The sequence below is a fragment of the Companilactobacillus sp. FL22-3 genome (assembly GCF_054881455.1).
The window spans coordinates 100,031-119,933 of the sequence record NZ_JBTYYZ010000008.1 but is presented as its reverse complement, the minus strand read 5'-3'; the positions used below and the strand labels follow the sequence as shown (position 1 = coordinate 119,933).

23 protein-coding genes are annotated in these 19,903 nt (G+C 35.8%); 4 read left to right on the top strand and 19 right to left on the bottom strand.

The window, feature by feature from the left end; genetic code table 11:
• Positions 1-14: 14 nt before the first annotated feature.
• The 9 genes from ACYT32_RS08825 to ACYT32_RS08785 all read right to left on the bottom strand — a co-directional run bounded on the left by ACYT32_RS08825 (position 15) and on the right by ACYT32_RS08785 (position 8,177).
• Positions 15-1,418: a glycoside hydrolase family 1 protein gene (locus ACYT32_RS08825; RefSeq protein WP_395265640.1), complete on the bottom strand. Its 1,404-nt coding sequence runs from the start codon at positions 1,416-1,418 to the stop codon at positions 15-17.
• On the bottom strand, positions 1,402-2,307 hold the full coding sequence (locus ACYT32_RS08820; protein WP_395265760.1) for an ROK family protein: 906 nt from the start codon (positions 2,305-2,307) through the stop codon (positions 1,402-1,404). Before ACYT32_RS08820 ends, ACYT32_RS08825 begins: the two co-directional genes overlap by 17 nt.
• Entirely contained in the window at positions 2,300-3,790 is a 1,491-nt protein-coding gene (locus ACYT32_RS08815; protein WP_395265642.1) for a sialate O-acetylesterase, read from the bottom strand. The genes ACYT32_RS08820 and ACYT32_RS08815 overlap by 8 nt, the downstream gene beginning before the upstream one ends.
• The gene (locus ACYT32_RS08810) at positions 3,783-4,124 is read right to left on the bottom strand and encodes a PTS lactose/cellobiose transporter subunit IIA (protein WP_395265643.1); all 342 of its coding nucleotides are present in this window, start codon (positions 4,122-4,124) and stop codon (positions 3,783-3,785) included. The genes ACYT32_RS08815 and ACYT32_RS08810 overlap by 8 nt, the downstream gene beginning before the upstream one ends.
• Before the next feature lie 13 nt (positions 4,125-4,137).
• Complete coding sequence (locus ACYT32_RS08805; RefSeq protein ID WP_395265644.1) at positions 4,138-5,565, bottom strand: PTS sugar transporter subunit IIC; 1,428 nt, start codon at positions 5,563-5,565, stop codon at positions 4,138-4,140.
• A gap of 1 nt (position 5,566) precedes the next feature.
• A complete protein-coding gene (locus ACYT32_RS08800; protein ID WP_395265645.1) occupies positions 5,567-5,875 on the bottom strand; it encodes a PTS sugar transporter subunit IIB in 309 nt (102 codons plus the stop codon).
• Positions 5,876-6,015: 140 nt separating this feature from the next.
• Positions 6,016-6,711, bottom strand: a complete 696-nt coding sequence (locus ACYT32_RS08795; RefSeq protein ID WP_395265646.1) for a GntR family transcriptional regulator — start codon at positions 6,709-6,711, stop codon at positions 6,016-6,018.
• Between the two features lie 150 nt (positions 6,712-6,861).
• A complete protein-coding gene (locus ACYT32_RS08790) occupies positions 6,862-7,473 on the bottom strand; it encodes an ATP-binding cassette domain-containing protein (RefSeq protein ID WP_395265647.1) in 612 nt (203 codons plus the stop codon).
• On the bottom strand, positions 7,473-8,177 hold the full coding sequence (locus tag ACYT32_RS08785) for a hypothetical protein (protein ID WP_395265648.1): 705 nt from the start codon (positions 8,175-8,177) through the stop codon (positions 7,473-7,475). The genes ACYT32_RS08790 and ACYT32_RS08785 overlap by 1 nt, the downstream gene beginning before the upstream one ends.
• Positions 8,178-8,407: 230 nt before the next feature.
• Between ACYT32_RS08785 and ACYT32_RS08780 the strand changes: the two genes are divergently transcribed.
• On the top strand, positions 8,408-8,719 hold the full coding sequence (locus ACYT32_RS08780; RefSeq protein WP_395265649.1) for a DMT family transporter: 312 nt from the start codon (positions 8,408-8,410) through the stop codon (positions 8,717-8,719).
• Positions 8,720-8,785: 66 nt separating this feature from the next.
• Here ACYT32_RS08780 and ACYT32_RS08775 read toward each other — a convergent pair whose 3' ends face one another.
• Entirely contained in the window at positions 8,786-9,835 is a 1,050-nt protein-coding gene (locus ACYT32_RS08775; RefSeq protein ID WP_395265650.1) for a DUF916 and DUF3324 domain-containing protein, read from the bottom strand.
• A 59-nt stretch (positions 9,836-9,894) separates the two neighbouring features.
• Positions 9,895-10,524, bottom strand: coding sequence for a WxL domain-containing protein (locus ACYT32_RS08770; protein WP_395265651.1), 630 nt, complete (start codon positions 10,522-10,524; stop codon positions 9,895-9,897).
• 241 nt (positions 10,525-10,765) lie between these two features.
• Here ACYT32_RS08770 and ACYT32_RS08765 point away from each other — a divergent pair, with 241 nt between their 5' ends.
• Complete coding sequence (locus ACYT32_RS08765) at positions 10,766-11,521, top strand: NrtR DNA-binding winged helix domain-containing protein (protein ID WP_395265652.1); 756 nt, start codon at positions 10,766-10,768, stop codon at positions 11,519-11,521.
• Positions 11,522-11,645: 124 nt separating this feature from the next.
• Entirely contained in the window at positions 11,646-12,824 is a 1,179-nt protein-coding gene (locus tag ACYT32_RS08760; RefSeq protein ID WP_395265762.1) for an MFS transporter, read from the top strand.
• A 73-nt stretch (positions 12,825-12,897) separates the two neighbouring features.
• Here ACYT32_RS08760 and ACYT32_RS08755 read toward each other — a convergent pair whose 3' ends face one another.
• From ACYT32_RS08755 to ACYT32_RS08725, 7 genes are all read right to left on the bottom strand, one after another.
• Positions 12,898-13,611: a B3/B4 domain-containing protein gene (locus tag ACYT32_RS08755; RefSeq protein WP_395265653.1), complete on the bottom strand. Its 714-nt coding sequence runs from the start codon at positions 13,609-13,611 to the stop codon at positions 12,898-12,900.
• On the bottom strand, positions 13,589-14,128 hold the full coding sequence (locus tag ACYT32_RS08750) for a GNAT family N-acetyltransferase (RefSeq protein WP_395265654.1): 540 nt from the start codon (positions 14,126-14,128) through the stop codon (positions 13,589-13,591). Before ACYT32_RS08750 ends, ACYT32_RS08755 begins: the two co-directional genes overlap by 23 nt.
• Entirely contained in the window at positions 14,128-14,580 is a 453-nt protein-coding gene (locus tag ACYT32_RS08745) for a MarR family winged helix-turn-helix transcriptional regulator (RefSeq protein WP_395265655.1), read from the bottom strand. The genes ACYT32_RS08750 and ACYT32_RS08745 overlap by 1 nt, the downstream gene beginning before the upstream one ends.
• Positions 14,581-14,704: 124 nt before the next feature.
• Positions 14,705-14,980: a hypothetical protein gene (locus ACYT32_RS08740; protein WP_395265656.1), complete on the bottom strand. Its 276-nt coding sequence runs from the start codon at positions 14,978-14,980 to the stop codon at positions 14,705-14,707.
• Between the two features lie 130 nt (positions 14,981-15,110).
• Complete coding sequence (locus tag ACYT32_RS08735) at positions 15,111-15,680, bottom strand: hypothetical protein (protein WP_395265763.1); 570 nt, start codon at positions 15,678-15,680, stop codon at positions 15,111-15,113.
• 169 nt (positions 15,681-15,849) lie between these two features.
• Positions 15,850-17,370 carry an ABC transporter permease/substrate-binding protein gene (locus ACYT32_RS08730; RefSeq protein WP_395265657.1) on the bottom strand — a complete coding sequence of 507 codons (1,521 nt, stop codon included), beginning with the start codon at positions 17,368-17,370 and terminating at the stop codon, positions 15,850-15,852.
• A complete protein-coding gene (locus tag ACYT32_RS08725) occupies positions 17,370-18,308 on the bottom strand; it encodes an ABC transporter ATP-binding protein (RefSeq protein ID WP_395265658.1) in 939 nt (312 codons plus the stop codon). The genes ACYT32_RS08730 and ACYT32_RS08725 overlap by 1 nt, the downstream gene beginning before the upstream one ends.
• A gap of 161 nt (positions 18,309-18,469) precedes the next feature.
• On the opposite strand from ACYT32_RS08725, the gene ACYT32_RS08720 reads away from it, so the two are divergent.
• The gene (locus tag ACYT32_RS08720) at positions 18,470-18,910 is read left to right on the top strand and encodes an Rrf2 family transcriptional regulator (protein WP_395265659.1); all 441 of its coding nucleotides are present in this window, start codon (positions 18,470-18,472) and stop codon (positions 18,908-18,910) included.
• Between the two features lie 41 nt (positions 18,911-18,951).
• Here ACYT32_RS08720 and ACYT32_RS08715 read toward each other — a convergent pair whose 3' ends face one another.
• On the bottom strand, positions 18,952-19,812 hold the full coding sequence (locus ACYT32_RS08715; protein ID WP_395265660.1) for an NmrA family NAD(P)-binding protein: 861 nt from the start codon (positions 19,810-19,812) through the stop codon (positions 18,952-18,954).
• Positions 19,813-19,903 lie beyond the last annotated feature (91 nt).

Genomic DNA, 19,903 nt, shown 5'->3' with positions numbered 1-19,903 from the left:
ATTTGTTTTTTTACTCAATCTTTTTCAATTGAAAATCCATTATTATGACTCAATTCAGAATACCAATGACCCGATTTTTTCAAGGTCTTTTGTTGAGTATGAATCTCGTCACGAATCAGACCATACCGATTACGATAAGCATTTTTCCAAGACCAACAATCTATCGCTGTCCAAACAAAGTAACCATTGCAGTTAGAACCTGCCTCTATTCCTTTGTGTAGTTGAACTAAATGATCTTGCATAAACTTGATACGATAATCGTCTTGAACAATTCCGTTTTCAATAAATCGTTCTTCGTGTGAAACTCCCATACCATTTTCTGAAACGAACCAAGGAATATTATGATAATTATCACGGATATTAATAGCAATGTCATAAAGTGTCTGAGGATAAATTTCCCAACCTTTATCTACATTCATCACTCGACCTTTCATTTCATAATTATCGAAATAAATATCCGGCATCCAATTTTGCAAGCTCTTAGGCGAAACACTAGGTTGTTGTACCCTTTCAGGATGATAGAAGTTTACTCCTAAAACATCGATAGTATTTTCCTTGATTATTTCTAACTCCTCAGGTGTACTGTTCCACAATACGCCTGCCTCTTTAAGAATTTTTACTAAATCTTCTGGAAAATGACCTAATACTGCTGGGTCTAAAAATAAATTATCATCCCACATTGTCGCAAACTTCGCTGCTTTCAAATCCTCTACACTATTTGTAGCGGGATAGGCTGGTGTCAAATTCAAAATAATTCCAATCTCTGCATCAGAATCATTTTCTTTTTTCCATACTTTAAATTTCTTAATCGCTTTTGCAGAGGCCAAATTCAAATTATAGGCAACTTGAACTGCTGCAGGACCATCAACCTTTAAAGGATAATGAAATTGATATAAATACTCTCCATCCAGAATAACTTTTGGTTCATTGAAAGTCGACCAATGCTTAACACGGTCTCCAAATAACTCAAAACATTTATTGGCATAATCAGCATAAAGATCGGTTACATGTTTAGATTCCCAACCACCATACTCTTCGTATAGCTTCACTGGCAAATCGAAATGGAATAAATTTATGTAAGGTTCAATCCCGTTCTTTAACAAGCAATCTATTACATTATTGTAAAAATTAACCCCTTCAGGATCAACCTCGCCAGTATCAAGATTTTTGATTAATCGCGTCCACTGAATTGAGGTTCTCAAAGCTTTGATTCCGGCTTGTGCCATCAAAGGTATATCCGTTCGATAATCATTATAAAAATTAGAAGCCGTATCGGGACCGACACCATCGTAAAAATCATCTGGACTTTCTTCAAACCAATAATCAAAAACATTTTGATTAGGCTTGTGAAAGTTCCCTTCAGATTGAGGTCCAGAGGTCGCAGCACCCCAATTGAATCCCTTAGGAAATTTCAACATTACTTTTTTTCTCCTTTGAATATGTTTGGTAAAAATCAACTGCTGCTCCACGCAAATTGGCCTCATCTGTATAATGACAAGCAACTACTTGCGGTTTAATCGAAGCTATTTTCACAACTTGACGAATCTTTTCAATATTCAGATTTATATTTGGAATTAAATTTTTATTGTTAGAAACCGCACCACCTAAAACAATCAATTCAGGATCAAAACTATATTGAAGATTATAAATTCCTTTAGCTAAAGAATAATACATAGTTTGTACTTCTTTTTGAGCCCTTTTATCACCATTATCAGCTAATTCAAAGACTTCTTTTCCTGAAAAATCAGTTTGTGGTACTGAACCGTGGTTATATCTTTCGGCAACTCCCACTGAAGTTCCCAAATTACTCAAGGTTTCTTGATCATTTACCAGTGTAAAACCAAATTCCCCACCAAATAAATGAGCACCGTGCCAAATCTGATGGTTAATAATAACTGAACCACCAACGCCTGTTCCAATGATTAAGAACAATAAGCTATCGACATCCCTGCCAGCCCCAGAATCAAGTTCAGCTAGTGCGGCACAATTAGCATCATTTTCCATGCTGACGGGTAGGTTAAAGCGTTTCTCCAATTCTTGTTGAATAGGAAAATTATGAATATATGGAATTGCTGAAGCTCCTTCCACAACACCTGTTTTCTTATTGACAGCACCTGGAGAACTAATACCAACACCTTCAATTTGATATTTATCTTTCATCATTGCTACTTTATCGGTCAATAAAGTATAAAAATTTTCAAGATTCTTTGGTGTAACGATTGAATCAAATTTCTCTAACTTATCATCCACCATAGCTGCAAATTTAATTGAAGTGCCACCAATATCAACCAATCCAATATTACTCATCATTTTTTATCCCCATTTCAAATGGCGCTAAAGGAGCACCGATTTCATTAAAAATTGTACATTCAGGATAGTTTTCATATGCATAACGTATCTTATCCGCTCCTGAAATATTATTGACAACAATCAAAGAACCGTATAATTTTGCGCTCCTTATTCTCCATTGATTATCAATCTGTACCATCATTTTAATTTTACCACGATTGATTAAAGCGCTTACTTTATCTACAAAAAGAATCAAGTTATTGTTCATAACTTCATAACGATAAACAGCTGGAGTTCCATTATACCTGACATCTGAAACTATTAAGCCGATTCTTGTGCCAGCGATACGCTTGTGTGCCGGATGAATATTGTGTTCTTCACCAGTATCAGCAATCGAGATTAAATGGACGTCGTTCAGATTCTGAGTGACTTGCATTTGCTTTTGACGGATTTTTGCCCAAGCGTTATGTGGCTCATCTGCATATCCAGGTAATTGAATAATATAAAAAGGCAACGTTGACTCACGAAATAACTTTCTCCAACTTAAAACCAATCCAGTTAATAGCTTTTCATAAACATCTGCATTTTCGGCGTCATTTTCACCTTGATACCAGATAACTTTATTAACTGAGTAATCCTTAACTTTTTCAATCATCGTATGGAAAAGACCATTGGGGCGAAGATACGATGTTGGTGTCATTGGTGGTGGCCATGGAGTATGACCGACTTTATCCTTTGCATCACTGAGCGATACAGTTGGGTTTTCCTTTAAGAATTTATCCAAATCTTCATTATGTTTTTTTACTAATTTATTGTAATGAACTAATTCTTGATCATATTCAACCTGACTTTTACCTTCAGTAGCTTCCAAAAAAGGTTTTATATAATGTTCTGATAAAGAGGTATCACTCTGCAGTACTTCTTCAGGCACCCATGACGATGCAGAAGTTCCTCCCTTATAACAGTCAATTATTCCAACAACCATATCTGGTTTAAGCTCTTTTAAACGTTTAACCATCCAATAACCAATATCAGACATTTCCCAGATATTATGTTTATTGGCGGTTTGCCAGACATTCTTTTTGAGATCAGTAGGTAAAGTTATTTTTTTATCTTGATATTCCAGTTGCGGAACATTGTAAAATGAGACATTTTTAAGATCAAATTTATCTACTTGATCTGAATATTCACCATCATCTCTAAATTTGAATTCAATATTCGACTGACCGGTTAAAAGTAAAACTAGACCCGTCTTTACTTTATTAATAGTAACGGTTTCACCACAGCTCTCAATAACAATAGAAGTTTCTATATTATTTGGTAACGGATGGATTTGAGCCAACCAAGCTCCTGTGGCATCGGCTTGAGTTGAAATAACCCGCCCAACAACCATCACTTTAACCTGAGCATTTTCAGTAGTTGTTCCACTGATATTAAATGTCTTGTTGCTAGGAACAACCATGCCGTCAGTGTATATATCATTTAGAATCAGTTTATGCATGAGAAGTGGTACTTTCTTTAAGTTTATTAATTTCTCTATGTAAATTGATAACTTTCTCAGCCACTGTCATCATTATGTCCGCTGACATGAAGTGATCTTGTGAATGAATCAACATGATCGATTTTTCAACTTTTTCACCATTCATTTCATCAGTCATCCATTTTGTTTGAATATTATGGGCTTTATGTAAAATTTCACGAGCCTCTTTTAGAATATTATCTGCTTCTTTAATATTGTCATCTTCTGCTGCGGTCATTGCCTCGATAGCTTTTGACTTGGCAGTCCCAGCAACAGAAATGAGTTCCATCGCTCTTTTAAGCTGTTTTTCGTCCATTTTTTTCTCCTTTTTATGCAGGTTCAACATTATTTGTAGATGCTTCGTGAGCTGATTCCATTTCTGCATCTTTCACAGCTACATCAGGATTCAATTTGTTGTCCATTCTGACAAATGGATAATAGATAGCTGTAGTTATGATTACAATAACTGCTTGTACGATCAAGCCATTAATTGAGCCTGTATACAATAATCCGGATATCAATGTTGGTACAGTCCAAGGAACATTATTAACGATAGGTCCAATAAATCCAATCTTTGTAAAGAATAGTCCAATGTAAAAGGCCAAAGGTTGTGCTACCAACCAAGGAATGAAATACAAAGGATTTAGAATGATAGGTAAACCAAATGTTACTGGTTCAGAAATATTAAAAATAGCTGGCATTAATGCAATTTTTGATACTTTCTTAGCTGCTGCTCTCTTTGAGAACAAAATCAACGCTAACACTGGTGAAACTGAACATGAACCTGCAGCGACAGTTGAGAAATTCATAAATAGTGTTGAATAAATATGATGTGCTTGACCCAACATATTTTGAGTATCATTGATGTTCCATGTTAATCCAAAGATAGGTCCCCAAATTGATGTTGGATGAATACCAAACCATTGCAATAAGCTCCAAGTTGTCTGTGATACAAAGGCAAAAAGTCCTGTACCAGAAATTGCTAAAGCTGGTTTTTGTAAAGCTGTCAAAAGTAATTCTGGCATTGTTTCACCGGTAAAGGTTGTACTAATACCAGTTAAAATAATAAAGACACCCATAGTAATAACGCCGGGAATTAATGATTCAAAACTACGAGCTACTGCTGGTGGAACTGAATCTGGCATCTTGATTGTAATATTCTTTTCAAGAACCTTATTATAAATCCAAACTGAGAAACCACTGATCAGCAAAGCTGCGAATACTCCCTTAGTACCAAAGAATGTTGTATCCATGTAGTTTAAAACATCAATTGCTTTTTTTGATCCATCTGGAGTGTATTGAAACTTCCAAGGCATACAGATAAAGAAGGCACCTAATGCGTAAAGAACAGAAGTCATATGTTCCTTACTTTTTGGGAAATATTTACGTGAAAATGTATGTGAAAAAATAACAACTAATAATACCGCAAAAGTATTTAATGAACCATTTGAAACTAATCCAATTAAATTACCTGTTGTCGTTAATCCGTTAAACAGGCCTGAAGATTGCCATGCAGCCCAAGAACCGCTTATTAGTTTTCCCAATTGCAGACCTTGTTTACCAAAAATCAAACCATTGGTTGGATCGACGAAAACATTTTGAATCATAATGGCAAAACCAGCAATCATTGAAGTGGCAGCAACAATGATAAATGAATCACGCAATGTAAGTAATAATTTGTTAGCAGCAATTTTACCAGCAATACGAGTAAAATTTGCTTGGAATTTTTGCATCCCATTTCCATTCGATTTACTCATCTTAATCTATCCCTTTCTCTTTTAATACATCAACAATTGTTTGACCATCCATACTGCCAAATTGTTGCATTGTTAAAAGAATGACTTTTGTGTTGGGATAGGCCTTTTGAGTCTGGTCAAAGGCCCAACCAATTTGTGGTGCCAGAAGAATTACGTCAACATCATCGCCAACTTCATCCATCATTCCGAAGTCATAAGCATCAACTTTAACGTCTTTTCCTTCCGCGTCATAAACTTTTTGCATCTTGGATCCAACTAAACTAGTTGAAAAACCCCCACTACAGAAAATTGCAATCTTTAATTGTTTCATTCTAACTAACCCCTTTCCTATTTGTTAACGCTTTCAGTATAAAAGCATATACTTTTAAAGTCAATACAATTTTATAAGTTGTTATAACAAATTATAAAATTGCAAAAAAAAGCACATCGGCTTAAAAGCCAATGTGCTGATTAAATTGATTCATGCAACGAATACTTTGACGATCTAATATAAGTGTATGTATATTCAAATATTTGTCCATTATCTAAAAAAGACCTTTGTTCAATTGTAAGCAGTGGTTCTGGTTGTTTGAGAGACAATATTTTAGAAATCTCAGTATTTGAAATTTCGGATGATATTGTTCTGATAGCAGTCCCCACCGTTAAGTCTAACTCTTTCTCAATAAATTCATAAATCGAACCCATCAAGGAATCCATTCGCATACCCTGAATTATTTTTACCGGCATATAAATATATTGTAAAGCAATAGTCTCGCTGCCACTTATAATAGTTCTCTCAATTTCATAGGTTAAATCAAACTGATTAATATTCATCTGATTCATTACGTTTTTATCCGGCTTACTAACGCCAAAATTCAATAACTTCACCTGATATTTATTGAAATCAAAAATTTCTAAAGAATTTTTTTTACCAATTTCTTCACCAGGCTGATTATCCTTAACAAAGGTACCAGATCCCTGTATTCGATAAATCAGTCCTTCTTTAACTAAGATATCCAATGCTTTTCTTACCGTGATTCGACTGACGTTTAACGATGAGGCAATTGCATTTTCTTGTGGCAATTGTTCGTTAATATCATACTCTTTTTCTAAAATTTGCTGTCTTAAACGATTCGCCACAACTACGTATTTAGGCGTCTCTTTCATAAGTTTCCTCCAAAGAATCGCAAGTTCAACAAATTGTAAAATTTGTTATAACAAATTATGACTTGCATTAAAAGTTATTATAACGCAATAGATACCCATTTTCTACGATGATTAACCAGGCTCCTAATCAAAATGATTATTAATCTCCTCTTAAAATGCCATTCGTGACTTCACTTTCAAATAACTATCCACCAAAACCTCTTGAGAATTCTTCAAATAGTTAACGTTATCGGTATCTAATATATTATCTAATCGATTAGTTGTCACAATCACGGTTTTATCCCTGTTAGCTAAATTACGAAACCAACTGAAAATATTTTTAGAATCGGCAAGATTTAAATCTAATTCTGGCGCATCAAATAAATACAACTCCCGGTCTAAAATCACATTTAAATATATCAAAACGAGTTTTCTTTGGCAGCGACTTAAATCATTAAACTTATGCGACAACAATTTCTCAATTTCAACCGGTAGCAATAACGGCACAAATGTCCCCAGTTGATTAGTAAATTCTAAAATTTCTGCAACCGTCAAGCTAACCAAAAAGTCATTTTGTTCTGATAAGTAAGCAATTTCTTCGACCCGTGGAAAACCAATAAAAGCTTCATCCCTACTAGTTTCAGCAATTTTATCCAAAAGCAATGTCTTCCCTGATTGTTTTGGACCGAGAATAAAATTAATTTCATTATCTTCAAACCTAAAATCAACCTTTTCAAATATCAGCTTATCCTTGGTTGAATAACTAAAATCTGCTATTTTCACTACTTTAACTGACTTTTAATCGAAACGTGTTTAAAAATCATTCCTCCTATTATTAAATAAACGCTGGCAATTATTAACATAAAGAAGCCATAAGAGTTAGAAACGTTAGGAATTTGATATATTCCGTAGATCGTTTGAAAGGGATTAAAAGCACTCAAAAAATAGTGCCAGACCCCTACTGGATGCAATCCAAGAGCACCGATCCCAATCACAAACAAACACCCGATCAACCAGTTGAAATAGATTTGTTTCATCTTTAAAACCAGTAAAATCGACAGCATTGCTGAACAAATTACGGTGGCTAAAAAAGCGACTAAGAATCCGTGAACTAGCGTGAAAATTGACAGCGGCGTGATAAAAAATGTCACGATCAAATTAAATAACAAGATCTCAATTTGAATTACAATACACTGAACCAATAAATTAGCTAATATAATTGAATGCTTTGATTTCATCATATATGAAAGGGTTTTAAAGAACCCGCCTTCTCGTAAACGGATAATATTAATTAAAAAGCCATTGAAGATGGTCGTGACAATAATATACGACCAGTACATATAGATTGATTCATTATCTTGAAAATATTGGTTCTTGTTTATAAATGCCATAAAAGTTGGCAAGATCAAAGTGTAGATAAAATAAAACTTTTCCCGTAGTGCAATTTTAACTTGAATCTTGAGAATTGCACCATCATTTTCGAACATTAAATCTCCCCCTATTCCCCATTTCAAATATCATTAAAATTAAGGGAATTTAAACTAACTGTCAATTAGTCTTTTGATATAAGCGCAAATATTTTCTTCAATAAAAAAATATAATTTCTTTGTTCATTTCAAAAAGATTTCAAACTGATGTCATTTTCAAAATAACTAGTGTCTTTTAAATAAAAAACGTGTATGATATTGGAGAAAAAATTTTAACCGAGGAAAAGCCTATGAACTACTTACTACTGTTAGTGTCAATCGGTTTTGAAGTCTTGGGAACTTCACTTCTAAAAAAAACAGATGGCTTCACTAACCTCTTACCAACCTTAGGGACTTTGGCGTCATATTTTATCTGTCTCTTCATCCTATCGCACGTTTTGAAACGTCTACCTTTGAGTTTGACCTATGCCACTTGGGGCAGCGTGGGATTGATCTTAGTTACTATTGCTGGGATCGTTTTTTACCACGAATCAATTTCACCGACCGCTATTGCCGGACTGATCTTAGTAATCTCTGGAACTGTCCTGATAAACGTTTTCTGACAACAAAAAACTGCCTTTTGATTCTGAAATTGAATCGGAGGGCAGTTTTTTTAATTCAACAATTAATTATTTATTTTTCCGTCTTCTCCGGTAGTAGATAATGACGATGACTCCAATTGCAACTAGGATCAAAATCAGTCCAAGAATGATCCAAACATCCATCGAGCGGTTTGGTGTCTTATGATTGATCTTGTTAGCCTGACGAGCGGTAATTGTGAAATCACGTTTCAAATTCCAAGAATTCTTGCGATCATTAGCCAAAACTTTGACATAAACTGTATATTTTCCTGGCTGGAGACGTTTATTCTTATTTGGACCAGTTGTATTATTAACATCAATTGGAAGACTGAATTTACTATCGGGCGCAAAAGTCATATTTTTTTTCGACAGTTTCAAAACAACTTTTTTACTATTTGCAGGTGTAACTCTAGCATCGACTGAGACTTTTCTTTCCAAAGTTGGTACATCGTTATCTAACACTGCATTGACAGCAATTTGACCATTAACGTCATTTTGATAAGCACTGACAAATTTCAAATCAGGGCGCACTGGATCAGTGTTTTGCTGCAATTGTAATCCCAATACATAACTATAACGATTTCTTAATGAGATCCCCTTGGTGGCTTTGGCTTGGGAGACTTGGTTATTCTCTTCAACAAAGATGCCTCCAAGCAATACTCCATCAAAATTTCCCTTTGGTGCATTTAAATTAATTGAAACTTCCTTGGAAGATTTGGCACTGACAGAGACTTCATGCGGATAAGTCACTAAATCTTCAATGTTGTAACTCAAGTCATTGCCAGGTGTCACTCCATGTGCTGAATAATCAATAATGCCATTGAAATCAGTTGTGGCACGATTCACCGACACCATATAAGTATGATCTGTGGTGTCATAATTATTAATCTTAAATTTGATAGTTTGCTTTTGATTCGGGTCGACTTTGAGGTCGTAATATCCAATATTTTGAGCTACTTGATTATCAGGCAATTCTGGTGAGATGCTATAATTGATTTGCGATGCTGTAGCTGCTGCTTTAACTTCACCTTGATTAAAAACGATTGCTACAAATGCACCAACAACTATGGTTAGAAAAACCATCAGATATTTCTTCAAAAGATTACCTCCTATAAAAAAAAGAGGCATATAAAAATATACCCCTCTTAATTCATTTTTTAAGCTGGTGCATTAGATAAAGTCCAATCCAGAATGGCTGAATATGAACCACCGATATTACCAGCAGGCACGCTCAACGAAGCATCACTGTTGTTGAAACTTGTCATAAAGGCACCGACACCAGTATCAGTTGGTGCATTTAGTACAGGAGCTGGTGCAGTTGTGATTGGAATACTACTTGTGAAGACAGGTGCAACTGAAACGTTATCTGCATCTACTGCATGCACTGGACTTTCAACTGAATCTTTAATCGAAAGTTTAGCTCCTAATAAAGTTTGACCGACGGCAGTAGTTGGTGTATCAGTTGGTGTCCCCATTGCAAATCCTGGACTTGAAACGACAACATTCCAACCTGTAGGTTCACCAGGGTTAGCAACTTCCAAACCACTACTAAAGGTCGACGACTCATAAGTAACATCATTAGCACTAGATTTTACGGTGCCAAAATCAATGTTAGGTACAGTCAGCAACTGAATTGTACCCGGTTGCAAATTAGCTGTAGCACTACTTGATAAACTAGTTTGGGTAGGTGTTTCCGCCGCCTTGACCACATAGCTTGATCCAGCTACCGAAGCAACACCTAAAACAGCTGCACCGATTAACATACTATTTTTTAAAATTTTTTTCATGAGATATTCCCCTTCATATCTATCAAAAATCGATATGTTATAGTCCCTTATCTTGCAGTAGTCTATCTCAGGGACCATCGGGAAGAAATGCAAGACTAATCTGGTTTAAAAATTAGAGATCAACCAATCTCTAGGTAGGTTATATAATTTTCAGGAATTATTTACAAACATAAGAAGCCAATTAGACGAAAGGTCAATTATAATAGTAGATAATTAAATAGTTAAAGGATGAATTTAAAAAATGTCAGAAGTGAATTTTCAAAATAAATTATTCATCAACGTTGCTAATATCATTTGGAGCTACAATCATGAAACCAAAAAAGTACTAATTCTGTTAGTTAAAAATTCTTTGGGCAATTACACTGGCCGTTGGGGCTTACCTATCACTGCTTTACGGAGTGATGAAAGTGCCGATCAAGCTTCACTACGACTGATCCGTGAAAAAATCGGAATTAATCTGCCCAATTTCTATACAGAACAATTAGCTACTTTTAGCAATGTCAAACGCTCTGAAGAATATCGAGAAATTGCATTAACGTATATGACTTATTTGCCAACCATGCCTAAATTAAAAGCCGGTTATGGAGCCGAAAAAGTGAACTGGTTTGAAGTTGGCTATTCAGCTGAACAATACTTACTAAAATACCAAGATTTAGAGTTTACGACTCTTAGTTCAAAAATTTCGGTTGAAGACTTTTATAACACCATCGACCAGTATCAAGGTCAAGCTCAACTTGTCAGCGATCATGCGTTGATCTTGCGTTTAGCTTTCAAACGTATCCTTAACCGACTGGATTATTTACCAACTATCCTGTTGATTTTAGGCACTAGTTTCACTCTGAAACAGGCTCGTGAAGTCTATGCCACATTCCTAAAAGAAGATATTCAACAAATTGATAATTCCAATTTCCGCAAAACTCACGCTCACCTCTTTAAAGAAATCGGCTTGGAACACGGAAAAAGTGGACGTCCAGCCAAACTGTATCAATTGAAATGATAACTTGACCATCAAAAAGACTAGTGGTAGTCTTTTTTTATAGTATTAAAGGTAAATTTTACCTTTACTAAAAATAGTAATATTTCACTATAAATCTTGGAGGTGCAATTTGGAATCACAAAAGATTGAAACATCTAAACGCGGTGGTCTAAAACTTTTAATGGTCATTGGAACGGCCTGGTTATTCGATGCCGCCGACGTTGCTTTATTATCATTTATAATGCCATTGATCAAAAAGGATTGGGGATTGACTGCGAGTCAGATCGGTTTAGTAGGCTCAATCACAACAATCGGAATGATGGTCGGAGCAGTTCTCTTCGGCTACTTAGCTGATCGTTTTGGAAAGAAAAATATCATGATGGTGACCTTATTGATCTTTTCGATCAGCAATTTATTTTTAGCTTTAACTAATAATGTTAATGAATTTCTCTTCATCCGCTTCTTAACTGGGGTCGGTCTAGGTGGCGAATTGCCAGTAGCATCCGTTATTATTGCTGACTCATTTTCAGGACACCAACGTTCCAAGATGTTAATTTTAGTCGATAGCTTCTGGGCTGTGGGTTGGATCTTTGCTTCACTACTAGCAACGCTGGTGATGCCTGCATACGGTTGGAAATTTACTGTCATCATTACATCAGTAACTGCTCTCTACACACTGGTTTTACGTCATCACTTACCAGCAGAAACTAATGTGAAAAATGATAAATTAAAAATGAATTTTGCTTTCAAAGAAATTTGGTCGACCAAATTTAGTCGCACGACGCTTTGCTTGAGTATTCTCTGGTTCGTTATCATGTTCGTTTATTATGGTCTCTTTCTGTGGTTACCTAGTATTTTGATCAAACGTAACTTATCGATCTCATTGAGTTTCACTTACACCTTGATCACTACATTTGCTCAACTGCCAGGATACTTTCTAGCTGCATACTTAATGGGAAAAATCAGTCGCAAAAAAGTTCTGACAATTTATTTGATTGGGACTATTATTGGCGCCTTTCTCTTTGGAAACGCCAATTCTGAAGCAATGGTACTATTCAGCGGATGTCTCTTATCATTCTTCACTCTAGGCGCTTGGGGTATCATGATTGCACTAACGCCAACTCAATATCCCATCGAATTACGAGGTATGGGTATCGGCTTTACGCAATCAATTGGAAGAATCGGAGCTGCGGTCGGACCTTACCTGATTGGTTTCTCTCTAGGAATCGGTATTAATACCACGACGATCTTCTTTTACTTCATTTGTGCCTTAGTTATTGGTATCACTGTTTTAACTTTTGGCTTGATCGATATCGATCGTTAACAACTGTTTAATTTTTAATAGATAAAAAGGCAAAATCACTAGTTTATCCTAGTTGATTTTGCCTTTTTTATGATTACAAATTGTCAGTTTGGGGATGTTCCTTACTCAAATGTTCAATCTTACCGTCAACTTTAAAGTAATCTGCAATCAGTTTTTTCAATTCTACAACAGCTTCATTAGCACGCAAAGCTTGTTTTTGATTGATGGCTTCAATTACCAAAACTGAATCGGTAGTATCTTCTGTTAACATAGTTCGTTGAGCTTCCCGCCAGTTCAAACAACGACAGATAGCTCCAGCTTCATCATAATAAATTATCTCGCCTGGTAATGCGGGTGAATCTTCAGTCGCACCCAGTGGTTTAAAATTCTCGCCACCTTTGGCCTCTCCTAAATGTAAGTCACCCACAAAAGCATTGATATTTTCACCACCACAGGGCACACCATATTTCAAAGAAATACTGTTATAAATGTCTACTAAGGGGTTAATTGGTGTAAATTCTCGTCCTTGACTGACCCTTTTTAATAGCGCCTCAATTGAACAACGGACACCCTTCTTAGTTTTGAACTTACGAAAGGCTTGTCGCCATTCATCAACCACTTCATTATCTTTAAATGATTCATTGGTTATATATTGTTGTGAAATTTGAGCTGCATCATTCAACAGCTTGGTAAAATAAGGATCATCCTTTTCGTTGACATGATTGTCAATTTGATGAATGGTCAAGGTACTTATTTGTGCCTCTGGGAATAGCTCCCAAAATTTTTTATCTACGATTACTTGTGTCATTTTCCCTCAAATCCTTTGTTAAAATATAGTCAGTCTGCACTGAATCTCCCATACAAAATCTATGTGAACCAAAACGTTTAAATCCTTTTGATTCGTAAAATTTCTGAGCTGTGAAGTTTTTCTCCCACACACCAAGCCAAGCTTGATGTTTATGTAATTCAACCCCGCGCCTCAAAGCTAAATCCATCAATTGGCTTCCAAGATGCTGTCGTTTAAACTTAGTTCGGACATAGATTCTTTGAATTTCGATAAAATAATCTGCCATCTTTTCCGTTTGTGCATCCAAAATATTTATCTTTAAAAAGCCCGCAACTTGACCATTAACTAGAATAAAATAAAATTCCGAATGTTGATTCAATAGCTCTTTTCGCAAGGTAGAAAGATTGTAAGCTTGCTCTAAATAGTCCGCTAAATCTTGCGGTGTATTGGATTGTGCAAAAGTATCGGTAAAGGTTTCAATACTGACGTTTTGTAAAGTGGCCAAGTCGTCTAAAGTACATCTTTTAATCGTTATCATCAATAGATCCGCTTATTACCTTTCTTGACGTACTCCCAATTGTCAGCAATATTACTTTCAACAGTTTCCAATAATTGAAAAATCTGTTTACGCTCACTGGCGGACAATCCTTTCAAAGCAATTTCATTTGAATAATGCTCCTCACGAGCCAAAATTGGATAAGTATCTTTGCCCTTTTGCGTTACAAAAAGCTTCTTCTCTTTTTTATTGTCAACAGACTGCTCTCTAGTAACGAAGCCATTATTTTCTAACTTCTGAATTGCTCTTGCGGCCGTAGTTCGATCCACTTTGATCATTTCTGCAACCTTTTCTTGAATAATTCCGGGATGCTCATAAATTCTAGCCAAGTAAATGTATTGTCCCTTGGTCAAATTATATTGTTTAAATTCAATGTTACTGATTGAATCTAAGGAACGAGCTATTACGCCAATCGATCTCAAAATATCAGCCATGATAATTGCCTCGCTTTCGAATAAAAAATATTGTACGCTCATTTTGTTGCAAATACAACAAAAGATTTAAAAAAGGCCAAAATAAAACCCCAGCAAGCTGAGGTTTCGGTAAAATATTCAATTTTTAATTAATTGCATAGCCAACATTGTGAGCAAATTGATTGATTTGTTCCATATATTCTTCGCCACCCTCAAGTTGATTAAGGGTATGTTTAACTTGTCGATCATCACGTAATCTACCAAATAAATATTGGAAAGAATAATTTTTATTTAATAAATTATATGTTTTTAAGACAAAGTCCTTAGTATATCCCTCTTTATCTAAGTCCTTGGCATTATTAATATCGGTATACAGCTCCGATAGAACTCTCTTTGCTTCGGTATTGTCATTCAATTTCATCAATACGCACCACCTAATTAATTATTAAAACCACACAGGCATACTTTGTGAAAGCGTTTTCCTTTCTACCTGTGTAATCATTATATAACTAATTAGAGAAAATTTCACTTATATACCAAATATCATTATTTTAATCAAACTTGGTAGCAAAATTATGCTTTAAGCTAGGCCAGATCCACTTATCTGAAGCCGCAATCAAAATTCCATTGAAGATAAATGAAAAAATTGTTCCAATATTAACTGAATATACGTTGTGGATTGCTAAACCGGCAATAATAATTATTATAATCGGTGGAATAAAATCAATAATTTGGGCTGCTGTTGAATTACCTTTCAAATACATGAATCGCAAGATATTCGTCGTATCATCGTTAGGGTGCATAACTATATTGGCTCTTTGATAAAGTGAAATCGCCACACAGAAAAAGGCCACACCTAAACATGACAAAATAGTGCGCACAAAGACTGATAAGTTTGGTACCCCGATTGCATTGAGCATAACGGTAAAAACATTTACAAAATAACTAAAGAACATCACATATAAAATTTCCCCAATTAATCTCCGACCATCAAAGCGACGAATTAGAAATTGATTGGTGATCGCATTGATCACCCCGATAATGAATAATAATAATCCAGTATTCCATCCAAACCACTTTGTCATATTGACTGCAGAAGCTGTCCACAAGCCACTACCCATGTTGGCTGAAATACAGAGTCCATTGCCAAACGCATTGAGGACCAAGCCTGAAACCAACCCGATGATCCTTGTCTGTATTGAATTTTTGATAAAATCACTCCTTCTCAATGAAGATTATGTTACAACAAAATTGCCATTAGACACAAAAAAAGTTGAGTATTCAACTCAACTATTTAAGTAAATCATGAGCAACTAGATAATCACGGGCAACTTTTGAAGCTTTCTCATGCTTAACAGTTACTAAATAATTCATTTTTTGCATATCAGACTCACTGATTTTTCCAGCTAATTTATTTAAACTTCGCTTGATTTCAGGGTGTTCCATGGCAAATTTTTCCGTCATCAATGGTGCTCCTTGATAAGGTGGGAAATGATTCTTATCATCTTTCAGTGCTACCAAGTTGTACTCTTTAATTTCGGGATCAGTAGTATAGCCATCAACTAAGTTAACTTTCCCATTAGCAATTGCCTTATAACGAATCGATGGCTCCATCGTCTTAACGCTAGCTATTTCTAAGCCGTATTTCTTTTGAATACCTGGGAAACCATCTTTTTGTTGATAAAAATCGGGATCGAAACCAGCGTGAAGTCGATGTTCAACTTTCTTTAAGTCACTGATGGTTTTTAAATTATATTTTTGGGCAAAGCTCTTTTTCACCGCTAAATCATAACCATTTTGATATTTCATTGGTGTGAGGTATTCCATATTGGCTTCTTTTTTCAACAAAGATTTGGCCAGCTGATATGTTTTTTCAGGATTATGACTGACAGTCTGTTTGGTAGTGACTAAAGCTTGCAAAACTGTCCCCGTAAATTCAGGATAGATATCAATTGAACCTGACTGCAAAGCCTTATACAGAAATGAAGTCCCACCAAAATTTGGTTTAACGGAAACTTTTACATTCGGATTATCTTGTTCAATCAAATCTTTGTACATATTGATCAAGATCTCCGGTTCACTACCCATCTTACCGGCAATTGTAATGTCGACAGGTGGTTTAACAATACTGCGGTATCCTGCCCAACCGCCTAAAACGACCACAAATGTTGCAAATAAGATTCCCATTTTTTTCAGCGACAATTTGGAAATACCTTTGATCAGACCACTGAAAATCAAGGTCAAAATGGCCGAAAGAATGGCACCTACGAGCAGTAAAGCATTGTTGTTCGTCTCAATTCCCAACAGAATATACGTCCCAAGTCCACCTGCGCCGATCAAAGCTGCCAAAGTGGCGGTTCCGATGATCATGACCATGGCAATACGAATACCTGAAATAATCATTGGCATTGCTAATGGCAATTGAAATTTTAACAATTTTTTTGAACGCGATAGACCAAAGGCTTCTGCCGCATCTTCTAAGTTAGGATCGATATTCGTTAGACCTGAATATGTATTTTGAAAGATAGGCATCACGGCATACACGACTAAAGCAATTATCGCTGGAATTGTCCCGATACCTACAATAGGAATCAAAATTCCTAACAGTGCTAAACTTGGAATCGTCTGTAAAATACTGGTTATTTGTAAAATTATTTCCGCAATCCGTTTATGCGTCATTAAAATAATAGCCAAAGGGATGGCGATTACAGCAGCAATGAATAATGAAATCAAGGAAATTGAAATGTGTTGACCCAAAGCTTCCCAAATACCACTACTTTGGGTTTGTAAAACATGAATTAATGCGCTCATTATTCCTCACTCTCCTTAGCTAAGAAGTCCAATAAGTCAGCCGTAGAGAGTTGATAGTTTTCACTATCATCATTAAAGACCACTACACCCTGATTTTCCTTTAATTCAGTGGCCAAACGATTGATGGAATCGGATTTTAATAAGGTCGAATTTAAGACCTCATCAGTGATCGTACCAAAACCAGCGTCAATGATTTCTCCGACCGTATTTTGGCCGTTCTTTTCATTTTGAAAGAAGCCACGAACAAAATCATTTTTAGGGTGGTTCAAAATTTCATCCCGATTGCCAACTTGTTCTAATTTACCCTTACTCAAAACTGCAATTGTATCTCCTAAACGAATCGCCTCGTGCATATCATGGGTCACAAAGATAAAAGTTGTCTGTAACTCACGGTGTAATCTCAAGACTAGATCTTGCAATTGGGTCCGAGAAATGGGGTCCAAAGCACTGAACGGTTCATCCATCAAGACTAATTGGGGACTTGTTGCCAGTGCTCGAATGATTCCTACACGCTGCTGTTCCCCACCAGATAATTCATTTGGCAAACGTTGGGCGTATTTTTGAGGATCAAGCCCCACCTTTTTCAATAAATCCCAAGCGACTTGATGGCGTTTTTCTTTTGGCCAGTGTAAAGAATCAGGTTGGATCGTGATATTTTCCTCAATTGTCAAATTAGGAAACAAGGCAATGTTTTGTAAAACATAACCCATATTCAGCCGCATTTTTTGTAAATCATAGTTTTCAATATTTTTATTATCGATGAGAATTTCCCCAGCAGTTGGCTTGATCAATCGATTGATCATTCTCAGAGTAGTAGTCTTGCCACTACCTGACGTACCAACTAAAACAAAGAAGTCTCCATCTGAGATCTCTAAATTTAAATCGTTTATAGCTAGAGTGCCCTCATATTGTTTAGAAACGTGCTCAAACTTTATCATGTTAATCTCTTCCATGTAACTTTTTAAGTAACATGAATAATATAGTTTATCCCTAGATTAGTGTCAATTCATTAGCATATCACCAAATTATTGACTATTTGTTAAAAAGTAGCTAATATAGCGGTTGTAATAATAAAAGTTACAGATTGAGGTAATATTTTATGAGAGTTTCCACACGTTTCAGTGATTCGGTTCACATTTTAGCATTCATTGAAGTCTATCAGAGTCAAAAACTATCCAGCGAATTAATCGCTCAGAGTATCCAAACTTCACCGGTAGTGGTTCGTCGTTTGATGAGTAACCTCAGAGAAAATCAGTTGATTGCAACTAAGAAAGGTACAGCTGAACCACGCCTTGCCAGAGAACCTAAAGATATTACGCTGTTAGATATCTATTTAGCAGTCGAAAACGACCGACAGCTGTTCACATTGGACACGAATACCAATCCAGAATGTATTGTGGGAGGAAATATTCAAAAAGTCCTCGGTAATTATTATGAAGAAGCTAAAATGGCGGCCTTGAGAAAATTTAACAATGTTACGCTACAGGATATTATTGAAACAATCTTAGTCGAACAAAAAGCAAAAACCTTAAATAATTAGCAATAGCCACTGATTCTAAAAATGCGAATCAGTGGCTATTTTTATGCTTGATAATTCTGTTTTAAATATTCCTCTAAAGTCAATGGTCCATGACCCATAATTGTCTCAAAATCTCGGCTAGTCTCATTCAACAAGCCAATTGCTCCAGCATCATACATCGACGCCAACATATGACCTTCGTTACCCTGATTATACATTTGGGCAAATTCACTCGAACTGACTGGCTGGTAACCAATCTTTGTTCCGGAAACTTTCGACAAAACTTCTGCCAGCTGGGGCATCGTATAATTACGAGCTTGTGTTAAAGTATAAACTTTACCAGTAACCATTAGCGTTTCAGTTGCCGCAACTTTGGCAAACGCTGCCGCGCTCTCGGTTAAACTAATAAATGACAAAGCCTGATCTTGCATCGGATAAATAACATTTTTTCGTTCGATCAACTCAGGTAGATATGGCACCAATGGATCTGCATACAAAGCATTTCTGATGATAGTATAATTCAAACCACTGCTAGCTAAGCGTCTGGGCAAATAACCATAGAAAGCTGACAAGGCAAACGGATTATTTACTTGATCGGCAATAAATCCCATCGCCAAGAAATGTTTGATTTTGGCAGTTTTAGCGGCCATGATGACGTGCTCTAATTCCGACACACGACTAAAACTGTCATGACTTTTGCTAGGCACGTAAATCAAGACATCTTGATTCGAGAATGCTTGATTCAAGGTCTTAGGATCATTAAAATCAATTGGGCTCACTTTGATACCAGCATCTTTAATTGCCTTGGCCTTGGCAATTGTATGAACTCCAGCAGTTACATTTTTCTTTGGTACTAATTTCAACAATTGTTGCAAGATCTGATGACCTAAATGTCCAGTGGTTCCAGTTATTAAATAGTTCACAGCAAATTCCTCCCTTAATCACATAACATGTTACTCACACAGTTACAGCTAGTCAATTATTTAATTTTTGATTTTCTGAAATATCAGCTAG